Here is a 24312-nt window from a genome sequence, read left to right on the forward strand (position 1 = left end):
CTGCCCGTACCTGGCGACGTATGATGCGGTGCCTTTTCCCCGGCGTCGGGCGTTCGAGTTCGGGCCGGATCTGTCTGACTCTTTCTGCAGGGACTCATCATGGCGATCGTATTGGACGGTTCGGGCCTGACCGTTGAGAAACTGGTGAAGATTGCGCGGCACGGCGAATTGGTGACGCTCGACCCGGCAGCGCTCGAGCGCATCAAAGTGTGCCGGGCGATGCTCGAGGAGAAGCTGGCCGCCCGCGAAATCATGTACGGCACCAACACCGGGATTGGCGAGTTCTCCGAGAAGATCCTGACCGACGATCAGGTGAAGGAGTTCCAGCGCTACCTGGTCTACAACCATGCGGCCGGCATCGGCGATCCGCTCCCGATCGAATCGGTCCGCGCGGCCCTGACGGGTCGGATCAACGTGCACGCGCACGGCAACTCCGCGTGCCGCCCCGACATCACGCTGACCATGGTGGAGATGTTGAACCGCGGCGTGACCCCGGTGGTGTGCCAGAAGGGGTCCGTGGGAGCGTGCGGCGACCTGGCGCCGATGGCACAGGCGGCGTTGCTGCTGATGGGGGAGGGCGAGGCGTTCTTCCAGGGTGAGCGGCTGCCCGGCCGTCTGGCGATGGAACGCGCGGGCATCCCGATTCCCGGCCTGCACGCACGCGACGGCCTGGCGGCGATCAACGGCTCCAACGTGCTCACCGCAATTTCGGCGCTGCACGTGTACGACATGGAGCGCTGGCTGAAGCAGGCGGACATCGCGGCGGCGATGTCGATCGAAGCGCTGCTCGGCAACCTGAAGCCCTACAACTCGAAGCTTCACCAACTGCGCGGCTTCCACGGCGCCATCACCTCGGCGCAGAACATCCTGGCGGTGATTGCCGGGTCCGACCTGACGACCGGCAAGGTGAAGACCAAGGTGCAGGATGCCTACTCGATGCGGTCCACCCCGCAGGTCATCGGCACCGCACGCGACGCGCTCGCCTACGCGCGGTCGCAGGTGGAAATCGAGTTGAATGGTGTCGGCGACAACCCGATCTTCGTCCCCGAACTGAAGCTGACGCTGACCGGCGCGAACTTCCAGGGCTCGCCCGTCTCGCTCCCGATGGACATGGCCGGCGCCGCCATCACGATGGTCTCGGTGATGTCCGAACGCCGGATGAACCGGCTCACCAATCCGGCGCTCTCCGCGGGCCTTCCGGATTTCCTGGCGCATGAGCCGGGGTTCTATTCCGGCCTGATGCTCAGTCAGTACACCGCCGACTCGCTCATCGTCGAGCAGCGGATCCTGTCGATGCCGGCATCGATCCAGTCGATACCGGCCGCGGCCGACCAGGAGGACTTCGTCTCGATGGGGATGAATACGGCCATCAAGAACGGCCAGATTCTCGACAACGCGTACGGCGTGCTCGGCATCGAGTTCATGGCCGCCGCGCAGGGGCTCGACTTCCGGAAGTTCACGCCGGGCAAAGGAACGCAGAAGGCGCGTGAGGTCATCCGCCGCCACGTGAAACACCTCGAGGTGGACCGGCCGCTGTTCGACGACCACAACGCGATGAAGCGGCTCGTCGAGTCGTGCGAGATCCTGGAGGAAGTAGAGGCGCTCGTGGGCCCGCTGGCGTAGCGGACCGCGCCACTGCGCGCCCATCAATACATGGGCCAGCTACGGTTCGGCTCCGATGGTGCTGAAGCAGGCCAGGAGGACGACCGGCGTTCGTGCCCTGACAGGTCGCGGTCATCGCCTTGCCGCTCTTCTTGCTGGGCCCCTTAATCGATCGCCCCACGCCATGAGGTTGCCAATGGTCCGACGCACGTCCGCTCTGATCCTGTCAGTCGCAGCCAGTCTCCTCCTGCTCTTCGGCGCTGCGCCGTCACGCGCGCAGTCGCTCCAGACCCCAGGCGAGCAGTCCGGCTACAAGAAGTACTCCCAGTTCGAAGACGTCACCCGGTTCCTCGACGAGGTGGTGAAGCAGTCCAAGCAGGTGCAGGTTCAGACGATCGGCCAGACCGGCCCGGCCAAGGACTTCCCCGGCGCCAGGCTGTTCCTGGTCGCGATCACCGACGAAGGGGCGGCCACGCCGCAGGCGCTCAACCGTGCGAAGCCGACGTTCATGCTGATTGCGTCCCAGCACGGCAATGAACAGTCGGGCAAAGAGGCCTCGCTCGCGCTCGTCCGCGACATCGCCCTCGGCGAGATGAAACCGCTGCTCAAGCAGGTGAACTTCCTCATCGTGCCGCAAGCGAACCCTTACGGGAACTTCATCAACCGCCGCACCAACGAGCAGGGGCTGGACCTGAACCGCGATCACGTCAAGCTGGAGGCGCCCGAGACGCGGATCATCCACGCCGCGTTCCGCGCCTGGATGCCCGAAGTGACCCTGGACGTGCACGAGAAGGGCGACGACTACTACCGCGTGTCCACGGGCTGCGTGTCGAACGCCAACATCCACCCGACGCTCGAGCGCTTCTCGCGCGACATCCTGTTCAAGCAGGTCGAGCAGGCGGTCACCGCAGCCGGTTACACGTGGTTCGAATACCTCGTGACGGAACGAGTCGGCAGTGCCGGCGCGGCCGGCGCGCCCGAACCGCGTGGGAATCCGTCGGCGCCGCGCGAGACGCTGACCCGGCCGAGCACCACCGACCTGAACGACGGCCGCAACAGCCTGGGGATCTACGAGACGCTGTCGTTCATCCAGGAAGGCTCGTCGCGCCACGACCTCGACACACTCAAGGATCGCACCGGCTGGCAGTACCGCGGCATTCGCGCGTTGATGGAAGCGACGGCGAGGAACGGTCAGGAGGTCGTGCGCCTGGTCCGGGGCCGCCGCGAGGCACTGGCTCGGGATGCCAAGACGTACGCGGCGGACAAGGTCGTCTATCTTCGCATGGAATACGTGAAGGACCCGAAGCAGCCCGAGTTGACGATCAAGCGGTTCGATCGCTCGCTGGATCAGCGCGGCGCGACCGAGCGCGCGGCCACCGAGCCGGCGCCCGCCCCGGTCGAACAGAAGGTCCTCACCCAAGTGGTGAAGAACTGGCTGCCAAAGGTGGAGCCGAGCGTCTCAGTACCGCGTCCGCTCGGCTACATCATCCCGGCCGCGAATCGCGACGTCGTGGACACCCTGATCGCCCACGGTATCGAGGTGGCCTGCCTCACGAAGAGTGCGCAGGCGGACGTGGAGACGTACGAGATTGGGGACGTCGTCCCCGCAAGCGACGACTACGTGGCGCCGGATGCGATCGCGGTGACGAAGAAGGCACTGAGGACAACGGTGGCGGCGGGAGCGTTCTACGTGACCACGGACCAGCCGGCGGCCAATCTGATTCCCAGTCTGCTGGAGCCGCAAGCCGGATACGGGCTGATTCGCTATCGATCCTTCAAGCTTCCTCAGCAGAAGGGCGGGGTGTGGCCCTTCACGCGTGTGATTACGGCTGCGGCATTGCCGCTGGTGCCCGTGAGATAGGGAACCGATTCAGTCTCGCGGCGGCTCCTGGTCGCGAGGCGCGTCCCTGGCCAGGCGGGCCGCCAGGGCTTCGATCGTGAGCGGGGCCGACCCTTCCGCCTTGTTGTTCACCAGCACGTAGGCCGGGATGGCGCGCGCGACGGCGCGCGCCACCAGGTCCACCACCTGCCCGCGTATCCCCTCATCGGGTGCCTGAATCCGGTCGAACGGCGCGAACGCCTCGCGCTGCTGCTCGTACGTCGCTCCCGGCCCGAGCAGCCATCGCACCATCACGAAGGGCATCGACTCGGGCGGCAGCTGTTCCGCCTGCTCGCCGGGCAGCGGCACCGCGGTCCAGACGTTGTACACGTGTCCCGCCCGGTGGCGCGCCAGGACGCGGCCATAACCGTCGGACAGCAACCCTCGGTCACGCAGCTCGACGCCGTACTGAAACTCGTGCGGCAGCGACTCGAGCAGGCGGTCGAGTCCCTCGAGGAAGACGTCGGGCGCGAGGCCAGAGCGTCGCAGGATCGGCGGGAACTGCAGGATGAACGGGCCGGCATGGTCGTGAAACAGCCGCGCAACCGGCTCGAGCAGGCTGTCGATGAGGTCGTCCGCGGACAGGAAGCCCGGGTTCGCCGCTCTCGACCCTCGCTCGGGCAGGACGGGGGAGGTCACCCGCGCGGGCGCCTTGCAGCAACACGGGAACCCGGGAGGGAGTTGTCCGGCGTATCGCTGGAAGTCATCATCGGGGATGCGTGCGTAGTAGCTGCGGTCCACGCCGACCGTGCTGAACAGCGGGTGCTGGACGTATTCGCGCAGACCATCGCGGGCCAGGCCGGCCGCGGTGTTCCGGCTTCGATAGACGAGCCCGTGCCACCCCGGGAAGCTCCAGGAACTCGTGCCGAGTCGGACGCCGGGCGGCAAGGCGGCGGCCACGGCGCGAAGACGCGCGCGCCGCTCCTCGAGGGGCGCGTCGTCGCTCGACGCCGCGCGACGAGTCGGTGCATCTCCCTCATCCGGTGGAAACAGCGAGGGCTGATGAGGCATGGGGTACGACGATTGTACCAGGTGCTGAGGGTGCTGGAGGTGCTGGCGGTGCTGGGGGTGCGGTGCTGAGGGTGCTGGGGGTGCGGAAAGTGCTGGAGGTGCTGGAGGTGCGCTGGCTCTGGGTTTCCGTGGCCGGAAGCCCAGAGCCAGCCGGGAGCTGGGAGCCTACTTGCCCGCGTTCTTCGCGGCGCGGCGGATGATGTCCAGCGCCTCGTCGATCTCGTCGGTCGTCACGTCGAGTGGTGGACGGAATCGCAGGCTCAATCGGCCGCAGCTGAGAATCACGAGCCCGAGTTCGTACGCCTCGTCGCCCACCTTGTCCCGCGTGGCGGTGTCGGGGAAGTCGATGGCGCACATCAGGCCGCGGCCGCGCGCGTTCGAGAACACGTCGGGCCGCCCGGCCTGCATCGCCTCGAGGCCGGCCTGTAGGTGCGCGCCAGCCTTTGCCGCATGCTCCACCAGGCCGTCTTCCTCGATGATCTCCAGGTACCGCGTCGAGCGGACCATGTCCACGAGGTTTCCGCCCCAGGTCGAGTTCAGCCGGCTCGACACCTTGAACACGTTCTCGGGTTCCTCGTCGATGCGCGGGCCGGCCAGCATGCCGCACACCTGCATCTTCTTGCCGAAGGCGAGCAGGTCCGGCTGCACGCCGAAGTGCTGGTGCGCCCAGAACCGGCCGGTCAGGGCCACGCCCGCCTGCACCTCGTCGAAGATCAGCAGCGCCTCGTGCTCGTCGGCCAGCCGGCGGAGCGCCTGCAGGAACTCCGGGCGATAGTGGTTGTCGCCGCCCTCCGCCTGGATCGGTTCGATGATGATCGCCGCAATGTCATCGCGACGCGACGCGAACGCCTGCTCGATTTCGCCAATCGCCTGCCGTTCGATCGCCGCCACGCGGTCGATCTCGACGGCGTTCAGCGGGAAGTGCAGCGCCGGGTTCGTGATCCGCGGCCAGTCGAACTTCGCGAAATACTGGTACTTCCGCGGATCGGCCGTGTTCGTGAGCGACATCGTGTAGCCGGTGCGCCCGTGGAACGCATCGCGGAAGTGGATGACCTGGTGTCCCTTCTCCTCGCGCAGGCCCTTCCGGAAGTTGCGGCGGACCTTCCAGTCCATGGCCGCCTTGAGCGCGTTCTCGACGCCCAGCGCGCCGCCCGCCACGAAGAAGGCATAGGGCAGGTACGGGGGAATTCCCACGCGCGCGAACGTGGACACGAACTCGGCGAACTCGACCGTGTAGATGTCGGAGTTGGTCGGGTTCGCAAGCGCCGCCCGCAGGAGTTTCTCCCGGAACACCGGGTCCGCCATCTTCGGATGGTTGAGGCCGAGCGGTGCCGTGGCGAAGAACGAGAACATGTCGAGTACGGCGCGACCGCGGCGCGCGTCCCACAGACGCCGTCCCTTGCTGCGGTCGACGTCGAGCACCATGTCGTACCCGTCCGCCAGTATGTGCTGGCCCAGCGTCTCGTGCACGAGCGCCGGGCTGATGGTGGTCACACTCTTCATACGGTCTCTCCTTCGGCGACTGGGGCAACGTACGTTTCTTCCTTCACGGTCGCGAGCACGACCACGGTCCGGGTCCGGCTGACACCCTCGAGAGAGCCCAACTGGTGGAGCAACAGCTGCCTCAGCGCTTCCATGTTGCTCACCCGCACCTTCAGCAACAGGGAGAACTCGCCGGTGACGTGGTGACACTCGAGCACCTCGTCCAGCCCGATGACGCGCTCGAGCAGCGTGGACTCGTGACGCGGTTGGTCGAGGAAGACCTCCACGAACGCCGTGATCGACGCGCCGACCGCCTGGGGGTCGACGAGCGCCGTCCAGCGGCGAATGACCCCCGCGGCCTCGAGCTTCTTCAGCCGCTCGTGAACCGCTGCCGTCGACAACCCGACCTGTCGCGCGATCTCGGACTGCGCGAGCGACGCATCCCTCTGAACCAGCGTCAGAATCAGCCGGTCACGGTTGTCCAGATCTGGGAAAACATTCGCTGCTTTCATCTCATATCAATAATAAATTCTGAATCATCGCCGCGCAACAGAAAAAGAGACGGAATCAGACAGAAATGCGAGGGAAGCAGCGTTCCGGCAGCCCTGAACGGCGAACGGCTGCAAAGGAGACGTCCAGACGCGAGTGGGGGCGCTGCTGACCTTCGGCCACGACGCGCAAATTTACCCGGATGATATTGACAATGCCAATTCACCCGGGTAATATCGCTTCATGGAACTCGAACGGACCTACACCGCCTTTGCCGGCGACACGCTCGTCGCCTCGGCTGACGTCAAGTCCATGCTCGTGCGCACGAAGAAATACCTGGACCGCACAGGCGACGACCGCATCCTCATCTTCGACGACCACACCGGCGCCCAGGTCGACTTCGATTTCCGCGGCACTGCGGATGACGTGCTGGAACGGCTGTCCAGTCATCCGCTCTTCAGGGCCCGAGAGAGGCCTCCAGCCGAGCGCAGTGGTCCCGGTCGTCCGAAACTCGGCGTGCTGTCCCGCGAGGTCTCGCTGCTGCCGCGCCACTGGGACTGGCTCGAACAGCAGCCGAACGGGATATCGGCAGCGCTTCGTCGGCTCGTCGATGAAGCGAGGAAACGGGAGCCGGCCTCCGACCGCGCGCGCGGCGTACGTCATGCGGCGAGCCGGTTCATGACGGCGATGGCGGGCAATCTCGCCGGTTTCGAGGAGGCATCCCGCGCGCTCTTCGCCAACGACGTCGGTCGCATGAAGGCGCTCACGCACGGATGGCCGAGGGATGTTCGGAAGCACCTCTGGCGCCTGGTCGACGAATCGGTGCGCCTCGAGGCGTCGGAGAACCCGGCAGACGAGTGAGCGGGTGGGAGCGCGACCGTCCGAGGCGTGGCGGGTGCGTCCGGGTCGCGGAGTTGGCGGGCGTGACACCGCACGGGTGCGGCGCGGTACAATGGAGACGTGAAGGCCAGACGCGAGCAGGACGCCCTCGGCACCGTGGAACTCGACGACGACCTTCGGTACGGGGTGCATACGGTTCGGGCGCTCGACAACTTCCCCCTGTTAGGGCGGCCGGTACATCCGGCGCTCGCCCGCGCGTTCGGTGCGGTCAAGCTGGCCGCCGCGCGGACCAACCGGGCGCTCGGTTACCTGGATCCGGCCCGGGCGGATGCGATCGAACGTGCCTGCCAGGAACTGATCGACGGCGGCCTCGTCGCGGCGATCGTCGTCGACGCGCTGCAGGGCGGCGCGGGCACCAGCACCAACATGAACGTGAACGAAGTGCTGGCCAACCGGGCGCTCGAGGTCCTGCACCTTCCTCACGGAACGTACGGTACCGTCTCGCCGCTCGACGATCTCAACCGACACCAGAGCACGAACGACACGTACCCGACGGCCTTGCGCATCGCGGCGATCTGGCGAAACCGGGCGCTGGAGCCCGCCGTCGTCGCGCTGCAGGAGGCCTTCCAGGCCAAGGAACGCGCGTTCGCGCACGTCGTGAAGGTCGGCCGCACCGAGATGCAGGACGCGGTGCTCACGACGCTCGGTCGCGAAATGGGTGCCTATGCCGAGGCGCTCAACCGTGACCGCTGGCGGCTCAACAAGTGCGAGGAGCGACTGCGCGTCGTCAACCTCGGAGGGACGGCGATCGGCACCGGTCTGGCCGCGCCGCGAGAGTTCATCTTCAGGGTCGTCGACGAACTTCGCGACATCACCGGCCTCGGACTCGCGCGCGCGGAGAATCTCGTCGAGGCGACGCAGAACGCCGACGTGTTCGTCGAGGTGTCCGGCCTGCTCAAGGCGCTGGCGTCCACCCTCGTGAAGATCTCGGGCGACCTGCGTCTCATGTCGTCGGGGCCGCGCGCGGGGTTGGGTGAGATCCGCCTGCCAGCGCGTCAGGCTGGCTCGAGCATCATGCCGGGCAAGGTGAATCCGGTCGTGCCCGAAGCCGTGACACAGGCGGCGCTGATGGCCATCGGCCATGACCACGTGATCACGTCTGCCGTGATGATGGGCAGCCTCGAACTGAATCCCTTCCTGCCGCTCGTCGCGCACAGCCTGCTCGAGAGCTTCGACCTGCTGACCGCGGCGTGTGACGTGCTGCGACGCCACTGCGTCGACGGCATCGAGGCGGACGAGGCACGTTGTCGCCGCGATGTGGAGAGTGCCACCGCCAGTGCCACGGCGCTCGTGCCTCTGATCGGGTACGAGTCGGCGAACGACCTCGTGCTCGAGGCGGCGCGGGACGGCCGCGGCCTCAGGGAAGTCGCGGTCGCCAGCGGGCTGGTGACGGCCCGACAATTCGATGAGCTGACGAGTCCCGAGGCGGTGTGTCGGCTGGGATTTGCCGCGAGAGCCCAGGCTCTCGACCCCGACCATTGACCCTCGACCTGGACTCCGGGCTCTCGATTCTGGACTCTGGACGACAAGGCCACTGACCCATGCAGCCAACTCCCCGTTCGCTTCGGCTCCACATCGGGATCTTCGGTCGGCGCAACGTCGGCAAGTCGTCGCTGTTGAACGCGATCACGCGTCAGGAGGTGTCCATCGTATCCGAGGTCGCGGGCACGACCACCGATCCTGTCGAGAAACCGATGGAACTGCTGCCGCTCGGTCCGGTGCAGTTCGTGGATACCGCCGGCGTGGACGACGAGGGGGCCCTCGGAGCGCTCCGCATCGAACGGACGAAGGCCGTGCTGGACCGTGTGGACCTGGGGGTCATCGTCACGGAGGGAGGGGCCTGGGGCCCGTTCGAGGAGACGCTGCTCGGCGAACTCGAGGCGCGCCGCGTGCCGGTCCAGGTGGTGTTCAACAAGTCGGACCTGAAGCGTCCCGACGCGCCAGAACGTGAGCGGCTCGAGTCCGTTCACGTGCCGTTCGTCGTCATCTCCGCGCTGGACGGATCCGGTGCGATGACCCTGCGCGAAGCGCTCCTCGCGCTCGCGCCGGGCGATTTCTTCGACAACCGTCGTTTGGTGGCCGATCTCGTGCCGCCCGGCGAAGTTGCCGTGCTCGTTGTCCCGATCGACAAGGAAGCGCCGAAGGGGCGATTGATCCTGCCGCAGGTCATGACGATTCGCGATCTGCTCGACAGCGAGTCGATGGCGCTCGTGACGCAGGAGCGGGAGCTGCGGCGCGCGCTCGGCCGCCTGACGCGGCCGCCGGCGCTCGTCGTGACCGACTCGCAGGTCTTCCTGAAGGTCGCCGCCGACGTGCCGCCGGACGTCCCGATGACGTCGTTTTCGATCCTGATGGCACGCTTCCAGGGCGACCTCACCGAGCAGGTGCGCGGGACGCGCGGCATCGAGCGGTTGCAAGGTGGCGACCGCGTGCTCGTTGCCGAGTCGTGCAGCCATCATCCGGTGGGCGAGGACATCGGCCGTGTGAAGATTCCGCGCTGGCTGACGCAGTACGTCGGTGCGCGCCTGGAGTTCGAACACGTCCAGGGTCGCGACTTCCCCCGAGACCTGTCGCCGTACCGGCTTGTCGTGCACTGCGGCAACTGCGTGGGCAACCGGCGCGAGATGTTGTCGCGCATCCACCGGTGTCGAGAGGCCGGCGTCCCCATCACCAACTACGGCCTGACGATTGCCTACTCGCTTGGGATTCTCGACCGCGCGCTGCAGCCCTTTCCTGCAGCGCTGGAGGCCTCGCGTGCCGCTCGCGCTTGATCCTCTCGATCACGACACCCTCGTCGGCTGGCTCCGCGAACCGGATCCGGTCGCTCTCGAACGGCTGTGGCAACGTGCGGACGTCGTCCGTGCTGAACACGTGGGCGACGCCGTTCACTTGCGCGGCCTGATCGAAGTGAGCAATCACTGCGTCCGCTACTGCCTGTACTGCGGGATCCGCGCATGTTCTCCCGGGATCACCCGGTACCGGATGACCGCGGACGAGATCCTGGCGTGTGCCCGCGAGGCCAGGAGGCTCGGCTACGGAACCGTGGTGTTGCAGTCGGGCGAGGACCCCGAGCTGACACGCGAGTTCGTGGAGGACGTCGTGCGGGCGATCAAGGTGGAGACCGGGCTCGCCGTGACGCTGAGCGTTGGGGAGCGGAGTGACGGGGACCTGATGGCCTGGAAACAGGCCGGCGCCGATCGATTCCTGCTCCGCTTCGAGACCTCGGACCCGGACTTGTACCGGCGCATCCATCCCTCGCTGCCGGGCACGCTGTCGGACCGCGTCGCCCAGTTGCTGCGGATGCGCGAGATGGGCTACGAGATCGGCAGCGGGGTGATGGTGGGTGTCCCCGGTCAGACCTACGATATCCTCGCCCGCGACATCGAGTTGTTCCGCGATCTCGACATCGACATGATTGGCATCGGACCCTTCCTTCCCAGCCCGAGGACGCCGCTCGGTGGCGAGGCGGCAGCGCGGCTGTGCGCGCCGGACGGCGACCAGGTGGCCAACAGCGAGTCGATGACGCTCAAGGCAGTCGCGTTGACGCGATTGGTCTGCCCGGAGGCCAACCTGCCCAGCACGACGGCGCTGGCGACGATCGACCCGGCCACGGGCCGCGAGCTGGGGCTGGTGCGCGGTGCGAACATCGTGATGCCCAACGTCACGCCGCCGGCGTATCGCGTGCTGTACGAAATCTACCCGGGGAAGGCCTGCATCCACGAGACCGCGCAGGCGTGCCGCGGCTGTCTCGAAGGCCGCATCCGATCGATCGGCCGTGTCGTCGGCTCGGGCCCCGGCGGACGTCGCCGGAGCGCGGCCGTTCTCCCGAGCTGACGCCGGGCGGCGGACGTGCCACGCCGAAGCGGCGATCGTGGAGAAGACCGCGAAGTCGGGTCACGAGGTTACACGGAGCACACCGATGACTCGAGCCCTGGTGCCCTCCGTGTCTCAGTCGCTTCGTTCTCGGCTCTCCGAATCTGGACACCAGGTCAGGACACGCTGAGCGGCGCCGGTGGGTTCGCCGCCTGGGCGCTCTGGGCGTGGAGCACGACGAGGAAGGTGCTGCCGACGTTCGGGGCGCTCTCCACCGTGACGTCGCCGCCGTACAACTGAGCCAGCTTCTTCACGATCGACAGCCCGAGTCCCGTGCCGGGAATGGCCCGCGTCCGATCGTTCTTGATCCGGACGAACTCCTGGAACAGCCGTCCCGCTTCGTCAGGTGAGAGCCCGATGCCGGTGTCGGCGACCTGGAACCGAACTCCCGTGTCCGTCGGTTCGATACACACCTCGACACGGCCGCCGTCGCGGTTGTACTTCACCGCGTTGCTCACGAGGTTGTTGAAGAGGATCTCGAGCTCGCCGCGGTCCGCGACGATCCACACGTGCTCGGGAGCATGAAGTGCCAGGGACACCCGCCGCTCGGCAGCTGCCGTGGCCGCCGTGTCGAGCGCCGCCTGGGCCACCTCGCGGACGTCCACCTGGCTGAACTCCCGCCGCTTCTGTCCCGACTCGATGCGCGTCAAGTCGAGGAGTTCGCTGATGAGCCGCCGCATCCCGCCCGCGCGCGCCAGGGCGCGGTCCACCACCTGCGCCTGGACCACCGGATCGGTTCCCGCGGTGCCGTCCTTCAGAATCTGGAGGAAGCCCTCGATCGCCGCGAGCGGCGCCTTCAATTCGTGGCCGAGCACCGAAATGAACTGGAAGCGCACCTGGCGCTTCTCCAGGGCCAACTGCCGCGCCTGCCGCTGCACCATCAGGTGCTTGACGACGCGCCGGACCGCGACGCGCAGCTCGTCGGGAGTGAAGGGCTTCGGAAGGAAGTCGTGGGCGCCGCGCTTGGTCGCATCGATGGCCGTCTCGAGCGTGGCGTAGGCGGTGATCATCACCGTGAGCGTCTGGATGTTCCGCTCGCTGATTTGCCTGAGGACGTCGAGGCCGGAGATGCCCGGCAGCTTGAGGTCGAGCAGCACGATGTCGGGCACCGCCGCGGCCATCCGTTCGAGGGCCTCCTCGCCGGTCTCCGCGGTCTGCACGTCGAAGTTGACCGCGGCCTCGGTCTGGTCGCCGACCCTCACCGTGAAGGTGCTGAGCACCCGCGCGATCGCCATCCGCATCCCGGTCTCGTCATCGACCACCAGCACTCGGAGGGTTTCCATCTCACACCTCAAGACACGCCAACCACCAGCGTTTCTGGTTCCAACGAGGCTTGCCGTCGGTCCGAGGCACGCCTCGCTGGAATTACCTGACCGTCAGCAGCCGGTCCATCTCGCGCCGCAGTTGCTCGAAGCGGATGGGCTTGGCCAGCACGGCGTCCGCCCCCACCCACGCTCGTTCCGCGGCGGACGCGGGGTTGAAGCTCAATCCGGTCTCGCTGGTCACGGCCGTGACCATGATGATCGGCAGGCCGGGGAACGCACGCTTCAGATGATGCGACAGGACGAAGCCGTCATCGTGTCGTTCCATCATGAGATCGAGGATGGCGAGGTCCGGCGTGAAGTGGCGAATCGCCTCCTCGGCCTGCGAACGCGTGGCGGCGGTCGTCACTTCGAAGCCGGCGTTCTCCAGCTGAATCCGATGCTGGAACAAGAAGTCCTCGTCGTCGTCCACGAGGAGGATGTTGATGGTGGCGCGTGTGCTTGACATGATCTTCCCAGGTTGAATACCGGCTGCGAGCGGCCGTGGGGCCAGCCCCTGTGCCGCTCAGGCCGCCGTGGCGCCGCTCTCCCGCCGTCGCGGCAGCACGACCGTGAACGTCGTTCCCGTCGGACCTCTGGCGGCGTCGGCGTTCGAGTGGACTTTGATGTCGCCGCGATGCATCTTCACGATGCCGTAGCTGACCGCGAGGCCGAGACCGGTGCCCTTGCCGACCTTCTTCGTCGTGAAGAACGGCTCGAAGAGTTTCGGGAAGTGTTCGGGCGGGATCCCGACGCCGGTGTCCGATACGATGATGCGGACGTGGTCCGCATCATCCTCGGTCCGAATCCGCAACACGCCGCCGTCCGGCATCGCCGCGAACGCGTTGCTGACGAGATTCACGAGGACCTGCGTGATTTGGTCCGGATCCACTTCGATGGACGGGTCGCTCACCTGGTGCTCGACCTCCACCTCGACGCCGAGCGGGTGCGCGACGCCGCGGAGGCCGCGTTGCACGAGTTCAGCCAGGTCGATCCGGTCGTGCTCCACCTTGTTCTGCCGCGCGAAGTCGAGGAGGCCGGCCACGATCTTCTTGCAGCGATCGGCCTGCTCGACCACCATCGCGAGGTCTTCGCGGTACTCGGGCTTGTCGCCGATCTGCTCCATTAGGAAATGGGCATACATGATGACGACGCCGAGCGGGTTGTTGACCTCGTGCGCGATCCCGGCCGCGAGCTGGCCCATGCTCGCGAGCTTTTCGGAGCGCACCAACGCGACCTGGGCGTTGGCGAGTTCCTCGTTGGATCGACCCAGTTCGTACACGGTTTCGCGCAGGTGCTCGATGCTGTGAGGCAGACACATCTCGGGCTCGGCCAGACCGCGGTAGATGGCGCTCGCCAGCTCACGGCAGCTCGAGTACCCGCACGCCCCGCAGTTCAGCTCGTTGGTCGGATCCGGCTTGCCCAGGTCGGTCAGCAGCCGCTGCAACTCTTCCGGCGACGGTACCGGCAGGCGCAGATCCTTGGCGGCATAGGCGCGGGAGAGATCGACGTGCGCGTAGCTGGCGATGCGTCTCTCCCAGGCGGCCTGATCGCTTTCCGCGATCCGCCGGCGGACATACTGGCTGACGCGGGCCCGGCGGCCGAAGTGCGGCAGATCGGAACTCATCCCGGGGCCCATCGTGCAGCCGCGGCAGAAGAGGACTTCGAGCAACCGTGTGTCGAGCAGGCCCGATTCGGCTTCCTTGATGGCCTGCGCGAACTCGGCGGGGCCTTCGGCGACCATCACGTGACCCGTGACGAGATCCTCCTGGATGCCGGCCACCTGCAGCATGCCGCCGCTGAGCGGGAACAGGCCGCCGCCACGGCTCTGGGGCGGATCGAAGTCGAAGGCGGGAACGACCTTCGGGTCGAGATCGCGCGACGCGACCATCTGACGCAGTTCGGCGAAGGTGAGCGCCTCGTCCACCTCGCCCTGCAGCTCGGTTGACTCGCGCTTCTTGGCGATGCACGGGCCGACGAAGACGATCCGGAGGTCACCGCCGTGAGCCTGCCGGAGCAGCCGGGCCGTCGCAATCATCGGCGAGACGATCGGGGCGAGGGCGGCCGTGAGGTCGGGATAGTAGCGCTCGACGTACCCGACGACCGATGGGCAGGTCGTGGCAATCCAGAGCTTGTCGGTGTCGCGGGAGACCAGCCGCCGGTATTCGAGCGCCACGAGTTCGGCGCCGAACGCGACTTCATGTACCGACGCGAACCCCAGGGCCCGCAGCGTGCCGACGACCGCCGGGTAGTCGAGGTCGATGAACTCGGCCGGGAAGCTGGGCGCGATGATTGCTGCGACGGGCTCGGGGCCGGCCAGCAGCGCTTCGACGGCCTCCACCGCGGACACGACGCTCTTGGCGGACTGCGTGCACACCTTCACGCACACGCCGCAGCCGATGCAGCGTTCCGGCAGCACCTGCGCCTTCAGGTCGGCGATGCGGATGGCCTTCGCCGGGCACTCACGCACGCACTGGTAGCAGACGCGGCACCGTTCGCCGATCGTGGACACCAGCGGGACCAGGGTTGCGTTCACGTCAGGGCTCGCTCTCAGGGCTCTCGGCTCGTGGCCCACCGTCTACATGACTACGTTCCGCGCCTCGTATTCCGTGTGCAACAGTTCGTGGCTGCGGTGCGACAACGGCTTCTCCAGGAATTCCGCGTAGAGCCGGTGGATGGCCGGGTTCTGATGCGACGCGCGCAGCGGGGCGTCGCGGTCGATCGCGTAGAGGGCCTGCATCCGCGCGCGCACCGCATCGGGCGAGGCCGCGCGCGGCTGGCCGCCGCCGTTGATGCACCCGCCGGGGCACGCCATCACCTCGATGAGGTGGAGGTCCTTGCGCCCGGCGCGAATCTGCTCGACCAGCGCCCGGGCCTGCCCGAGCCCGGACACCGCCGCCACACCGATCTCGCGACCGGCGATCGTCGCCCGGTACTCCTTGATGCCGTCGAGACCGCGAAGTGGCTGGATCCTGGCGGGCGCGGCAGGCTCGCCGGTGAGGAGGAAGTGCGCGGTCCGCAGCGATGCCTCGGCCACACCGCCGCTGGCGCCGAAGATCTTCCCGGCCGCGGTGCGCTCGCCGAACGGCGTGTCCGGTGCCTCGGGCGGGAGCGCGTTCAGGTCGAGGCCGTGCATCCGGATGAGCTCCGCGAGTTCCCGCGTCGTCAGCACCGCATCGATGTCAGGGCGGCCGTTGCGCCCCATTTCCGGCCGTCCCGCCTCGAACTTCTTCGCGGTGCACGGCATGACGGCCACGCTGAAGATGCGGGAGGGGTCGATCTTCTCACGATCGGCGAAGAAGCTCTTGATGACCGCACCGAGCATCTGCTGCGGGCTCTTGCAGGTCGAGAGGTGCGGGATCATGTCGGGGTAGAACTGCTCGACGAACTTAATCCAGCCGGGCGAGCAGCTCGTCATCATCGGGATCGGCGCGTCCGCCGTGGTCAGCCGCTGCACGAGCTCGGACGCCTCTTCCATGACCGTGAGATCGGCGGAGAACGCCGTGTCGAACACCCGGCGGAAGCCGAGTCGGCGGAGCGCGGCGGCCAGCACACCGTCCACATCGGAGCCCGGCTTCGCACCGAACTCCTCAGCCAGGCTGACCGACACCGCCGGCGCGTGCTGGACGACGACGAATCGGTCGGGGTCGCTGAGCGCGGCCATCACTTCTTCGAGCGCGCTGTGCTCGTTGAGCGCGCCGGTCGGGCACACGGCCACGCACTGGCCGCAGTTGACGCAACTGCTGATGTTCGGCCCCTCGTCGAACGCCGTTCCCACGCGGGCCCGGCTGCCACGGCCGATGAAGTCGAGCGCGCCCACCGTTTGGATCTCCTCGCACACGCGCACGCACTTGCCGCAGAGGATGCACTTGGCCGGCTCGCGGACGATCGCCGGGCTCGCCACGTCGAGGCGGGCCGGGGTGCGGCCGCCGAAGTATCGGCGACGCCGGACACCCAGTTGCTCGGCCAGCGCCTGCAGCTCGCAGTCGCCGCTGCGCGAACAGTAGAGGCAATCGTCCGGGTGGTTGGCGAGCAGGAGTTCGACCAGCGTCTTGCGGGCATCGACGGCGCGCGACGAGTGCGTGCGGACCTTCATGCCGGACGCGACTGGGTACGCGCAGCTCGGCACGAGGCCGCGCTGCCCTTCGACGTCCACGACGCACATGCGGCAGGCGCCGCTCGGCGGCAGGCCGTCGTAGTGGCAGAGCGTTGGGATGGTGATCCCGGCGCGCCGCACGGCCGTGAGCAGCGTCTCGCCGTCCTGCGCATCCACGGTCCGTCCGTTGACCTCGATCTTGATCACAACCTCTCCTCGCGAAACCACAGCCACCGAGTCATGTCGTCACGCCGCCGTCACCGCGTCGAAGTGGCACACATCCACGCAGGTACCGCAGGCGATGCAGCGTTCCGGGATCACGTGGTGCGGGCTCTTCAGCGTGCCGACGATGGCCTCGGACGGGCAGTTCTTGACGCACACCGAGCAGCCCGTGCACTTGTCCTCGTCGATCGTGTACTCCAGCAACTCGCCGCACGCCTTGGCGGGGCAGCGCCGGTCGTAGACGTGCGCCTCGTACTCATCGCGGAACCACCGGAGCGTGCTCAAGACCGGGTTCGGCGCCGACTGTCCCAGCCCGCAGAGACTGGTGTCCTGAATCACCTGCGCGAGGTGCTCGAGGTTCATCACGCTCCGGAACCGCTCGAGCGCCTCGAACTCCTTTTCGTTGCGGCGGCTGCGCGACAGACTCTCCAGGATTTCCAGCATCCGCCGCGTGCCCTCGCGGCACGGGATGCACTTCCCGCAGCTCTCACGCTGGATGAAGTCCATGAAGAACTTCGCGATGTCGACCATGCACGTCGATTCGTCCATCACGACGAGTCCGCCCGAGCCCATCATCGCGCCGACACGCTTGAGCGACTCGTAGTCGATGTCGATGTCGAGGTGCTGCGACGGGATACAGCCGCCAGAGGGGCCGCCAATCTGCACAGCTTTGTACGCCTTCCCGTTCGGAATGCCGCCGCCGATGTCGAAGACGATCTGCCGGAGCGGCGTGCCCATCGCCACCTCGACCAGCCCGGTGCGCGCCACCCTGCCGGAGAGGGCGAAGACCTTGGTGCCCTTGCTCGTCTCCGTCCCGATGCTCGTGAACCACTCTTCGCCGTTGAGGACGATCGCCGGCACGTTCGCGAGCGTTTCGACGTTGTTGATCACCGTCGGTTTGCCGAACAGGCCGCGGACCGCGGGGAACGGCGGCCGCGGTCGCGGCATGCCGCGACGGCCCTCGATGCTGTGGAGGAGCGCCGTTTCCTCGCCGCAGACGAATGCGCCGGCACCCTGCTTCAGGGCGATCTCCAGGCTGAAGCCGGAGTCGAGGATGTTGCGGCCCAGGAGACCGAAGGTCTTCGCCTGTGCCATGGCGTGCTGCAGCCGCCTGATGGCGAGCGGGTATTCGGCGCGGATGTAGATGTAGGCCTTGCTCGCGCCTATCCCGTAGGCGGCGAGCGCGAGGCCTTCGAGCACGCGATGCGGATCGCCCTCGATGACCGCGCGATCCATGAACGCGCCCGGGTCGCCCTCGTCCGCGTTGCAGACCATGTATTTCTGATCCGCGGAGTGCTTGAGCGCGATCTTCCACTTGGTGCCCGTCTTGAAGCCGCCGCCTCCGCGTCCGCGCAGGCCGGCGCGCTCGATGAAGTCGCACAACTCGGCCGGCGTCCGCTCGCGCAGGGCCCTGGCCAGGCCCGCATAGCCGCCGCGTGCGACGTATTCCTCGAGGCTCGTCGGGTCGAGGATGCCGCAGTTGGCGAGCACCCAGCGCGTCTGGCGCGCGAAGAACGGATGCTCGTCGAGATACGCGACGTCGGGCCACCCTTCGACGTTCGCGCCCCGGAACTGCCCCAGCGGCGTGACGGGGAACGGCGTGCCCCCGAAGACGCTGTCCAGCAGGGAGTCCACGTGTTTCTCGGTGACGCGCGGGAAGCTGAGGCGTGTGCGACCGACGAGCTGCACGTCGAGGAGCGGTTCCTCGACACAGAGCCCGATGCAGCCGACCTCGACGATCTCCGCCCGCACGTGGGCGTGAACCTCGAGGTAGCGGCGGACCGCCGCGACGGTCTTCGCCGCGCCGGCGCCGAGGCCGCACGTGCCCGTGCCGATATAGATGACCGGTCGCGTGATCGTCTCGCGCCGCAGCCTCGCGTTGCGTGCCTGCCGAGTGTCGCGGCAGGCACGCGCCTCGTGGCAGAAGGGACCGGAAGTGAGGCATTCGACCAGCTGAGGGCAAGGGCGACCCGGGCCGTGCCAGCACTCCCCGCAGCAGCGAACGAAATCGACGTCCATGCGATCCTCGGCGGTCATTTCTTGGTTGCCTCTCGGCGCAGGGTCTTGATCACCTTGATGGCCCGCTCAGACGTGGCGTCCGCGTGGAACTCGCCGTTGACCGCCATGAGCGGCGCGAGGCCGCAGGCACCCAGGCACGCCACGACTTCCAGGCTGAAGAGGCCGTCGCGGGTCGTCTGACCCGGCTTGACCTGCAGCGTGCGCTCAACCGCCGACAGCGTCTGGCTCGAGCCCTTCACGTGGCAGGCGGTGCCACGGCAGAGCTGCACGTGGTAGCGGCCGAGCGGCTGGAACCGGAACTGGTTGTAGAAGGTGGCGACGCCGTAGACCTTGCTCGCCGGCAGCTTCAGGTACTGGCCGACGCGGACCACCGCCTCTCGCGAGAGGTAACCGTGCGCCGCCTGGACGTCCTGCAGCAGCGGGATCAACGCCTCACGACGTCCCGCCGGGTACTTGCTGACAATCGGATCGAGGTCTGGTGCGATCATCGGACTGAATCCTGTTCACCGAGCCGCAGGTGCGCGTAGTAGGCCACCTTGTCGAGGGCCATCATCAAGTCCACGTCCTCGACATACATGCCGGTCGGCAGATGAAGACGAATCGGCGCGAAGTTGAGAATCCCCTTCACCCCGGCGAGGATCAGGAGATCGGCCACCCCCTGGGCTTCTCCGGCGGGCACGGCGATGACGCCGACGTGGATTCCCTCGCGAGCGATGACTTCCGCCATCTGTTCGACCGGGTGGCAGCGGCATCCGTGCAGGATTCGCCCGGTCTTCTCGGGCGCCCGGTCGAAGGCAGCGGCGAATCGCACCGGTTGACGGTTGGCGTAGTAGGCGAGGATGGCGCGCCCGAGATTGCCGACGCCGACGAGCGCGACCGCAGTCTCGACCGATCGGGCGAGGACGGTGTTGATGGCCTCGACCAGTTCCTGGATGGCGTAGCCCTTCCGCGGGCTTCCGCTGAAGCCGATGGTCATCAGGTCGCGGCGAACCTGGGCGGGCGTGCTGACGGCCAGTCGGGCGAGCTGATGGGAGTAGACCTGGCGTGTGCCGGAGGCCAACTGCTCGTTCAGGAGGCGACGATACAGGCTCAGCCGGCCGATCGTATTGACCGGAATCGCGGGGCTGGTTTGTGGGGCTGTCGAGCGTGGCTGACGAGTCATACTGTGAAGTAATTCACGCTGTGAATCACTTCACAGATAGTCTACGGGCACCCGAGCGTCCTGTCAAGTGGCCCGACGGTCCACGTCCTGAGGCCGCCGATCCCGACCATTCACACGCGGAATTCAGTCGCGGGACCGATCCGGCGTGCCCGAATCGTCACTCGCCAAGACCGGGCCTTGACCCACCTTGAACGCGCCCTCGTAGTAGCGTCGCCGCACGATCGTCGCTTCTTCATCAGCCCAGCGCTGGAGGCCGATTGCCTGGATTCGGCACAGGTTGTAGAGCTTGATGTTGTGCGGGTAGACGTCCGCCCCCGCCCGAGCGGGCTGCAGCCGGGTGCACGGGAAGTCGTCGCACTGCGAGCAGAAGCTCAGCCCGCGCTCGAGGACGCACGCGCGTGTCGCGCAATCGGTGGCGACCGTACAGGCCTGCTCGCGGCAGCCGCGACAGGCGATCGCTGCCGGAGCGAGGTGATACCGCGCCGCCAGGCGGTCGCGCCGCTCGTCGGTGAGGTTCCCTTCGAGGATCTCGCAGTTGAAGCAGTCGATCCCGCAGGGGGCCGTCAAGTGGAAGACATCAGTGCGGTCCATACATTCTCCCTGGGGCGAACGGGGGCCGGGTCGCCGACTTTCGTGACCGGCGATCAGTGGGTGAACACCATCTGCTGAACGTCCACGCCTTCGATGGCCCCGAGCGCGGCGGCGAGAGACTCGCAGGTGCTCGTCTCGCCGACCACCTCCAGGATGACCAGCCCCTGCGGTGACGGCGAGTCCGGCTGGATCTCGTGGAGGCCCAGTCGCGTCTTGATGTGCGACCCGTACTTGGTGAGCAACTGCTGCACCGCGACCGCATCCTTCAGCCGGTCGGTGATGTGAACGCCCAGGATGAAATGATGATTCATGGCATTCCCTCGAAGTTCGGGCGGGGCCCGTGTTTCCGGGCCCGCCAGCCGAGTCCTGCAAACGTCCGGCGTCGATCGAAAATGGTCCCGATCCCGATTTCAGCAGTACACGTCACGCTCACCGGCCTTCACGCGCTCCATGAGCTGGATGGAACGCTGCCGCGGCCAGTCGTCCATGGTGCCGAGCGCGTCCGCGACGCAGCGCTCGCCGACGGCCCGCGTCTCGGGCGACGCATAGTCGATCAAGTACTCCATGAATGTCGAGAGCCCGTTCGGGTCGCAGTGCTGCTTGATGTCGCCGGGCTTTGCCAGATCCATGAAGTCGGCGCCGGTGCGCCCGAGCCGGTAGCACCCCGTACAGAACGACGGGATGTAGCCGAGCGATGCCACGTCGCGCACCACCTCGTCGAGGTCGCGGTGGTCGCCCAGGCAGAACTGGCTGGCATCGGCTTCCTGTGCGTTGTCGGCGTAGCCGCCGGGGTTCGTGCGGCTGCCCGCCGAGATTTGCGACACGCCGAGCGCGAACGTCTCCCGGCGGATGTGCGCCGATTCGCGCGTCGACATGATGATGCCCGTGTACGGCACGGCCAGGCGGAAGATGGCGACGATCTTGCGGAAGTCCACGTCGGACACGGCGTGCGGAGGGTGCGCGGCGACGTCCGAGCCGGTCGCCGGCTCGAGGCGCGGCACGCTGATCGTGTGTGGGCCGACGCCGAACTTCGCCTCGAGGTGACGGATGTGCTGCATCAGCGCCAGCAGCTCGAATCGCCAGTCGAACAGGCCGAACAGCACGCCAATCCCCACGTCGTTGATCCCGGCCTCCATCGCGCGGTCCATGGCCGTCACGCGCCAGTCGTAGTCACGCTTCTTCCCGCCCAGGTGGACGGCCGCGTACGTGTCGTGATGGTACGTCTCCTGGAACAGTTGGTAGGTGCCGAGCTTCCGCTCCTTGAGGGCCTTGAACTCATCGAGCGACAGGGGGGCCACGTTGGCGTTGACGCGGCGGATTTCGCCCTTGTCGTGCTTGACGCTGTAGATCGTGTCGATGCACTTCAGGACGTACGAAAAGCCCTCGTGAGGATACGATTCGCCGGCGACGAGCAGGACGCGCTTGTGCCCCTGGTCGATCAGGATCCGCACTTCCTGCGCGATCTCCTCCTGCGACAGGGCGCGCCGGACCACCGCGCGGTTGCGGGCGCGGAAGGCGCAATAGGTGCACTCGTTCGCACACATGTTGGACACATACAGCGGCGCGAACAGCACAAGCCGCCGGCCGTAGATCGTGTCCTTCACGAAGGCGGCCGCCGCGAACAGTTCACCGAGGAGTTCGGGGTCGCTGATGCCCATCAGCGTCGCCATCTCGCCGGCGTCCAGGCCGTTCAGCTCGCGGCCCTTCGCCAACACGTCGCGGACAGCGTAGGCGTCGCGGAGGTCCGCACGTCTCAACGTCTCGAAGATTGCGGTTTCGTCTATATGAAGAGTGTCCTGTGCTTCCATGGTGTGGCCGACCTGTGATCTGGCGGGGGCTTCGCGGAACCTGCCGTCATTATACGCCCGCTGCTCCGGGCGACGCCGTCGTCCGGGCGACGCCCGCCGCCGTCGCAGTTGGGATCGGCTGAGGGATCTCGAACCTGAATTCGGCCCATTCGCCCTCACGCGAATCGGCGGTGAGCCGCCCGCCGTGTGTCACGACGATGCGCCACGAGGTGTAGAGTCCGACGCCCGTTCCCTTTCTCTTCCGCAGTTCCGGTGTGTCGAGTCGCGAGAACCGCCGGAACAGGCGCGGCCGCTGGCTGGCCGGGAATCCCGGGCCCTCGTTCCACACCCGCAAACCGAATCCGGATGGACCGCGCTCGACGGTCAGGCGCACCGTGCCCTGCTCGCGCCCGTATTTCACGGCATTGCTGATCAGGTTCACGACGACGATCTTGATCAGGTCGGGATCGCAGCTGACGACCACCGGTGCCGTCGGAAACACGCGCTCGATCGACATGCGCTTCTCGGCGACCTGCGGCGCGACGATGTCGCACGCGGCCTCGACGACGTCTGCGATGAAATCGACGCCGTCCCGCGGGTGGGCTTTCAGCTCGCCTCCCTCGATGCGGGCCAGATCGAGATACTCGCGGATCAGGTTGAGGAGGTACTCGGCCTTCCGCGTCATCTTCCCGACGACCTCGCGCTGCGCCTCGGTCATCTCGCCCGCGTAGCCATCCCTCAGGACCGCCGCATCCATTACGATCGACGCCAGGGGGCTCTTCAGTTCGTGGCTGACGAATCCCAGCATCTCGGCGTACGCCTGCGTCGCCTGGGCGAGTTGCTCGATCCGCCTCGCCTTGTCCACCGCCTGGCTCAGCCTCTCCGCGATGGCCAGGTGGAAGCGGACGTCCCGCTCGGTGTAGGCACCCGGCCGTCGGGCGCTGAAGAACAGCAGGCCGACGATGCGTGCGTCCACGAGCAGCGGGCACGTCATGCTGGACCGCACGCCCTCCTTCAGCAGGAGTTTCGTCGACTGGCTGCCCGGCCGCTCGCGCAGGTACGCCTCGAGATCGTCGATGATCCGGGGCGCGCCACTCTTCAGCACCCGCTCGAGCGAGCTGCCTGCCAGATCCTCGGCGTAGCCCTCCTTCAGAATCACCGGCTCGTAGCTCGCGCGGGTGTGGTGCGCGACGAGCCGCACGCCGTCTTCCTCGACGAACGACACGCCGATGCGGTCGCACGTCAGCACGGGCTGGACCGACGTGAACAGGAAGTCGAGGAGCGCTTCGAGCGAGTCGGCCGCCGCGATGCGGCGGTTGATCGTGTCGAGCACCTGCTGCTCGGCGGCGGAGAACGACGCGTTCCCTGCGAGGCCGGCGGACGCGTCGGCGACGAGGCGGAGTGCGGAAGACGTACCCATGGTCATGAGTGGAGCATATGCGCCCCGGCGCGGCCTGCCAAGCCGCGTTCTGCTCGAGGTCGTGGAAGTGATTACGGAGTCCCTGGGATTGCCGACGGCCGCGGGTGCCGAGCGCTGCCGCTGGCGCTCGGGTGCACATTGCCGTTCTCAGCAAACGCGGGGGAGCTCGAGCGACCGGTCAACGCACTGAGTTCGATACCTTCGACTACCATGCCCTGCGTCGTCAGTCGTTCTTTCGCGAGCAGTGATCCACCGGTCGGGTCGAACACCCTCAGATACGTGCCGTCGGTCCCCCGGGACACGAAGCCGACTCGCCGGCTGGCGCGCGTCCAGACGATGCCGACCAAACAGCCCGTGCAGCAGGGCACGCCAGTTGCCGCCGAGTGGATCGCCCGCTGGTTGGGCATCCACCACCGCTGGCGCAGCCCACACCGGGCCGGCGACGAAGAAGAGAAGCCCAGAGACCGCCCGACGACGC

At 67.2% G+C, this 24312-nt stretch carries 20 protein-coding genes; 6 read left to right on the forward strand and 14 right to left on the reverse strand.

Annotated elements, in window-relative coordinates:
• The first annotated feature begins 99 nt into the window (after window positions 1–99).
• Both VGK32_11600 and VGK32_11605 read left to right on the forward strand, forming a co-directional pair.
• Complete coding sequence (locus tag VGK32_11600) at window positions 100–1623, forward strand: aromatic amino acid ammonia-lyase (protein HEY3382406.1); 1524 nt, start codon at window positions 100–102, stop codon at window positions 1621–1623.
• Window positions 1624–1798: 175 nt separating this feature from the next.
• A complete protein-coding gene (locus VGK32_11605; GenBank protein HEY3382407.1) occupies window positions 1799–3463 on the forward strand; it encodes a DUF2817 domain-containing protein in 1665 nt (554 codons plus the stop codon).
• A gap of 9 nt (window positions 3464–3472) precedes the next feature.
• Here the strand turns inward: VGK32_11605 and VGK32_11610 are convergent, their stop codons facing one another.
• From VGK32_11610 to VGK32_11620, 3 genes are all read right to left on the reverse strand, one after another.
• Entirely contained in the window at window positions 3473–4492 is a 1020-nt protein-coding gene (locus VGK32_11610; protein HEY3382408.1) for a DUF72 domain-containing protein, read from the reverse strand.
• Between the two features lie 165 nt (window positions 4493–4657).
• Window positions 4658–5995, reverse strand: a complete 1338-nt coding sequence (lat, locus tag VGK32_11615; protein ID HEY3382409.1) for an L-lysine 6-transaminase — start codon at window positions 5993–5995, stop codon at window positions 4658–4660.
• Entirely contained in the window at window positions 5992–6486 is a 495-nt protein-coding gene (locus tag VGK32_11620; protein ID HEY3382410.1) for an Lrp/AsnC family transcriptional regulator, read from the reverse strand. Before VGK32_11620 ends, lat begins: the two co-directional genes overlap by 4 nt.
• Before the next feature lie 220 nt (window positions 6487–6706).
• Between VGK32_11620 and VGK32_11625 the strand changes: the two genes are divergently transcribed.
• From VGK32_11625 to hydE, 4 genes are all read left to right on the forward strand, one after another.
• Complete coding sequence (locus VGK32_11625) at window positions 6707–7324, forward strand: DUF2239 family protein (protein ID HEY3382411.1); 618 nt, start codon at window positions 6707–6709, stop codon at window positions 7322–7324.
• Between the two features lie 99 nt (window positions 7325–7423).
• Window positions 7424–8845: an aspartate ammonia-lyase gene (locus VGK32_11630; GenBank protein HEY3382412.1), complete on the forward strand. Its 1422-nt coding sequence runs from the start codon at window positions 7424–7426 to the stop codon at window positions 8843–8845.
• 59 nt (window positions 8846–8904) lie between these two features.
• The gene (gene hydF / locus VGK32_11635) at window positions 8905–10134 is read left to right on the forward strand and encodes a [FeFe] hydrogenase H-cluster maturation GTPase HydF (protein HEY3382413.1); all 1230 of its coding nucleotides are present in this window, start codon (window positions 8905–8907) and stop codon (window positions 10132–10134) included.
• Entirely contained in the window at window positions 10118–11197 is a 1080-nt protein-coding gene (hydE, locus tag VGK32_11640; protein HEY3382414.1) for a [FeFe] hydrogenase H-cluster radical SAM maturase HydE, read from the forward strand. The genes hydF and hydE overlap by 17 nt, the downstream gene beginning before the upstream one ends.
• A gap of 155 nt (window positions 11198–11352) precedes the next feature.
• Here the strand turns inward: hydE and VGK32_11645 are convergent, their stop codons facing one another.
• The 11 genes from VGK32_11645 to VGK32_11695 all read right to left on the reverse strand — a co-directional run bounded on the left by VGK32_11645 (window position 11353) and on the right by VGK32_11695 (window position 23840).
• Window positions 11353–12519 carry an ATP-binding protein gene (locus VGK32_11645; GenBank protein ID HEY3382415.1) on the reverse strand — a complete coding sequence of 389 codons (1167 nt, stop codon included), beginning with the start codon at window positions 12517–12519 and terminating at the stop codon, window positions 11353–11355.
• A gap of 82 nt (window positions 12520–12601) precedes the next feature.
• Window positions 12602–13006 (reverse strand): response regulator, encoded by a 405-nt coding sequence (locus VGK32_11650; GenBank protein HEY3382416.1) that lies wholly within the window; start codon window positions 13004–13006, stop codon window positions 12602–12604.
• Between the two features lie 57 nt (window positions 13007–13063).
• A complete protein-coding gene (locus tag VGK32_11655) occupies window positions 13064–15073 on the reverse strand; it encodes a [Fe-Fe] hydrogenase large subunit C-terminal domain-containing protein (GenBank protein ID HEY3382417.1) in 2010 nt (669 codons plus the stop codon).
• Between the two features lie 42 nt (window positions 15074–15115).
• Window positions 15116–16840, reverse strand: coding sequence for an NADH-dependent [FeFe] hydrogenase, group A6 (locus tag VGK32_11660; protein HEY3382418.1), 1725 nt, complete (start codon window positions 16838–16840; stop codon window positions 15116–15118).
• 39 nt (window positions 16841–16879) lie between these two features.
• Entirely contained in the window at window positions 16880–18874 is a 1995-nt protein-coding gene (locus VGK32_11665; protein ID HEY3382419.1) for an NADH-ubiquinone oxidoreductase-F iron-sulfur binding region domain-containing protein, read from the reverse strand.
• Between the two features lie 14 nt (window positions 18875–18888).
• The gene (gene nuoE / locus VGK32_11670) at window positions 18889–19362 is read right to left on the reverse strand and encodes an NADH-quinone oxidoreductase subunit NuoE (GenBank protein HEY3382420.1); all 474 of its coding nucleotides are present in this window, start codon (window positions 19360–19362) and stop codon (window positions 18889–18891) included.
• Window positions 19359–20036, reverse strand: coding sequence for a redox-sensing transcriptional repressor Rex (locus tag VGK32_11675; GenBank protein HEY3382421.1), 678 nt, complete (start codon window positions 20034–20036; stop codon window positions 19359–19361). Before VGK32_11675 ends, nuoE begins: the two co-directional genes overlap by 4 nt.
• A 123-nt stretch (window positions 20037–20159) precedes the next feature.
• Complete coding sequence (locus VGK32_11680) at window positions 20160–20627, reverse strand: DUF3795 domain-containing protein (GenBank protein HEY3382422.1); 468 nt, start codon at window positions 20625–20627, stop codon at window positions 20160–20162.
• A 53-nt stretch (window positions 20628–20680) separates the two neighbouring features.
• Window positions 20681–20938, reverse strand: a complete 258-nt coding sequence (locus VGK32_11685; GenBank protein ID HEY3382423.1) for a hypothetical protein — start codon at window positions 20936–20938, stop codon at window positions 20681–20683.
• 99 nt (window positions 20939–21037) lie between these two features.
• The gene (gene hydG, locus VGK32_11690; GenBank protein HEY3382424.1) at window positions 21038–22435 is read right to left on the reverse strand and encodes a [FeFe] hydrogenase H-cluster radical SAM maturase HydG; all 1398 of its coding nucleotides are present in this window, start codon (window positions 22433–22435) and stop codon (window positions 21038–21040) included.
• A gap of 49 nt (window positions 22436–22484) precedes the next feature.
• Window positions 22485–23840 (reverse strand): GAF domain-containing sensor histidine kinase, encoded by a 1356-nt coding sequence (locus VGK32_11695; GenBank protein HEY3382425.1) that lies wholly within the window; start codon window positions 23838–23840, stop codon window positions 22485–22487.
• Window positions 23841–24312 lie beyond the last annotated feature (472 nt).

The organism is Vicinamibacterales bacterium (assembly GCA_036504215.1).
Taxonomy (GTDB): Bacteria; Acidobacteriota; Vicinamibacteria; order Vicinamibacterales; family Fen-181; genus FEN-299.

Bases quoted from the DNA above. Each gene is read 5' to 3' on its own strand.
- VGK32_11600 (HEY3382406.1), top strand. From the start codon at position 100: ATGGCGATCGTATTGGACGGTTCGGGCCTGACCGTTGAGAAACTGGTG.
- VGK32_11605 (HEY3382407.1), top strand. From the start codon at position 1,799: ATGGTCCGACGCACGTCCGCTCTGATCCTGTCAGTCGCAGCCAGTCTC.
- VGK32_11610 (HEY3382408.1), bottom strand. From the start codon at position 4,492: ATGCCTCATCAGCCCTCGCTGTTTCCACCGGATGAGGGAGATGCACCG.
- lat (HEY3382409.1), bottom strand. From the start codon at position 5,995: ATGAAGAGTGTGACCACCATCAGCCCGGCGCTCGTGCACGAGACGCTG.
- VGK32_11620 (HEY3382410.1), bottom strand. From the start codon at position 6,486: ATGAAAGCAGCGAATGTTTTCCCAGATCTGGACAACCGTGACCGGCTG.
- VGK32_11625 (HEY3382411.1), top strand. From the start codon at position 6,707: ATGGAACTCGAACGGACCTACACCGCCTTTGCCGGCGACACGCTCGTC.
- hydF (HEY3382413.1), top strand. From the start codon at position 8,905: ATGCAGCCAACTCCCCGTTCGCTTCGGCTCCACATCGGGATCTTCGGT.
- VGK32_11645 (HEY3382415.1), bottom strand. From the start codon at position 12,519: ATGGAAACCCTCCGAGTGCTGGTGGTCGATGACGAGACCGGGATGCGG.
- VGK32_11650 (HEY3382416.1), bottom strand. From the start codon at position 13,006: ATGTCAAGCACACGCGCCACCATCAACATCCTCCTCGTGGACGACGAC.
- VGK32_11665 (HEY3382419.1), bottom strand. From the start codon at position 18,874: ATGGACGTCGATTTCGTTCGCTGCTGCGGGGAGTGCTGGCACGGCCCG.
- nuoE (HEY3382420.1), bottom strand. From the start codon at position 19,362: ATGATCGCACCAGACCTCGATCCGATTGTCAGCAAGTACCCGGCGGGA.
- VGK32_11675 (HEY3382421.1), bottom strand. From the start codon at position 20,036: ATGACTCGTCAGCCACGCTCGACAGCCCCACAAACCAGCCCCGCGATT.
- VGK32_11680 (HEY3382422.1), bottom strand. From the start codon at position 20,627: ATGGACCGCACTGATGTCTTCCACTTGACGGCCCCCTGCGGGATCGAC.
- VGK32_11685 (HEY3382423.1), bottom strand. From the start codon at position 20,938: ATGAATCATCATTTCATCCTGGGCGTTCACATCACCGACCGGCTGAAG.
- hydG (HEY3382424.1), bottom strand. From the start codon at position 22,435: ATGGAAGCACAGGACACTCTTCATATAGACGAAACCGCAATCTTCGAG.
- VGK32_11695 (HEY3382425.1), bottom strand. From the start codon at position 23,840: ATGACCATGGGTACGTCTTCCGCACTCCGCCTCGTCGCCGACGCGTCC.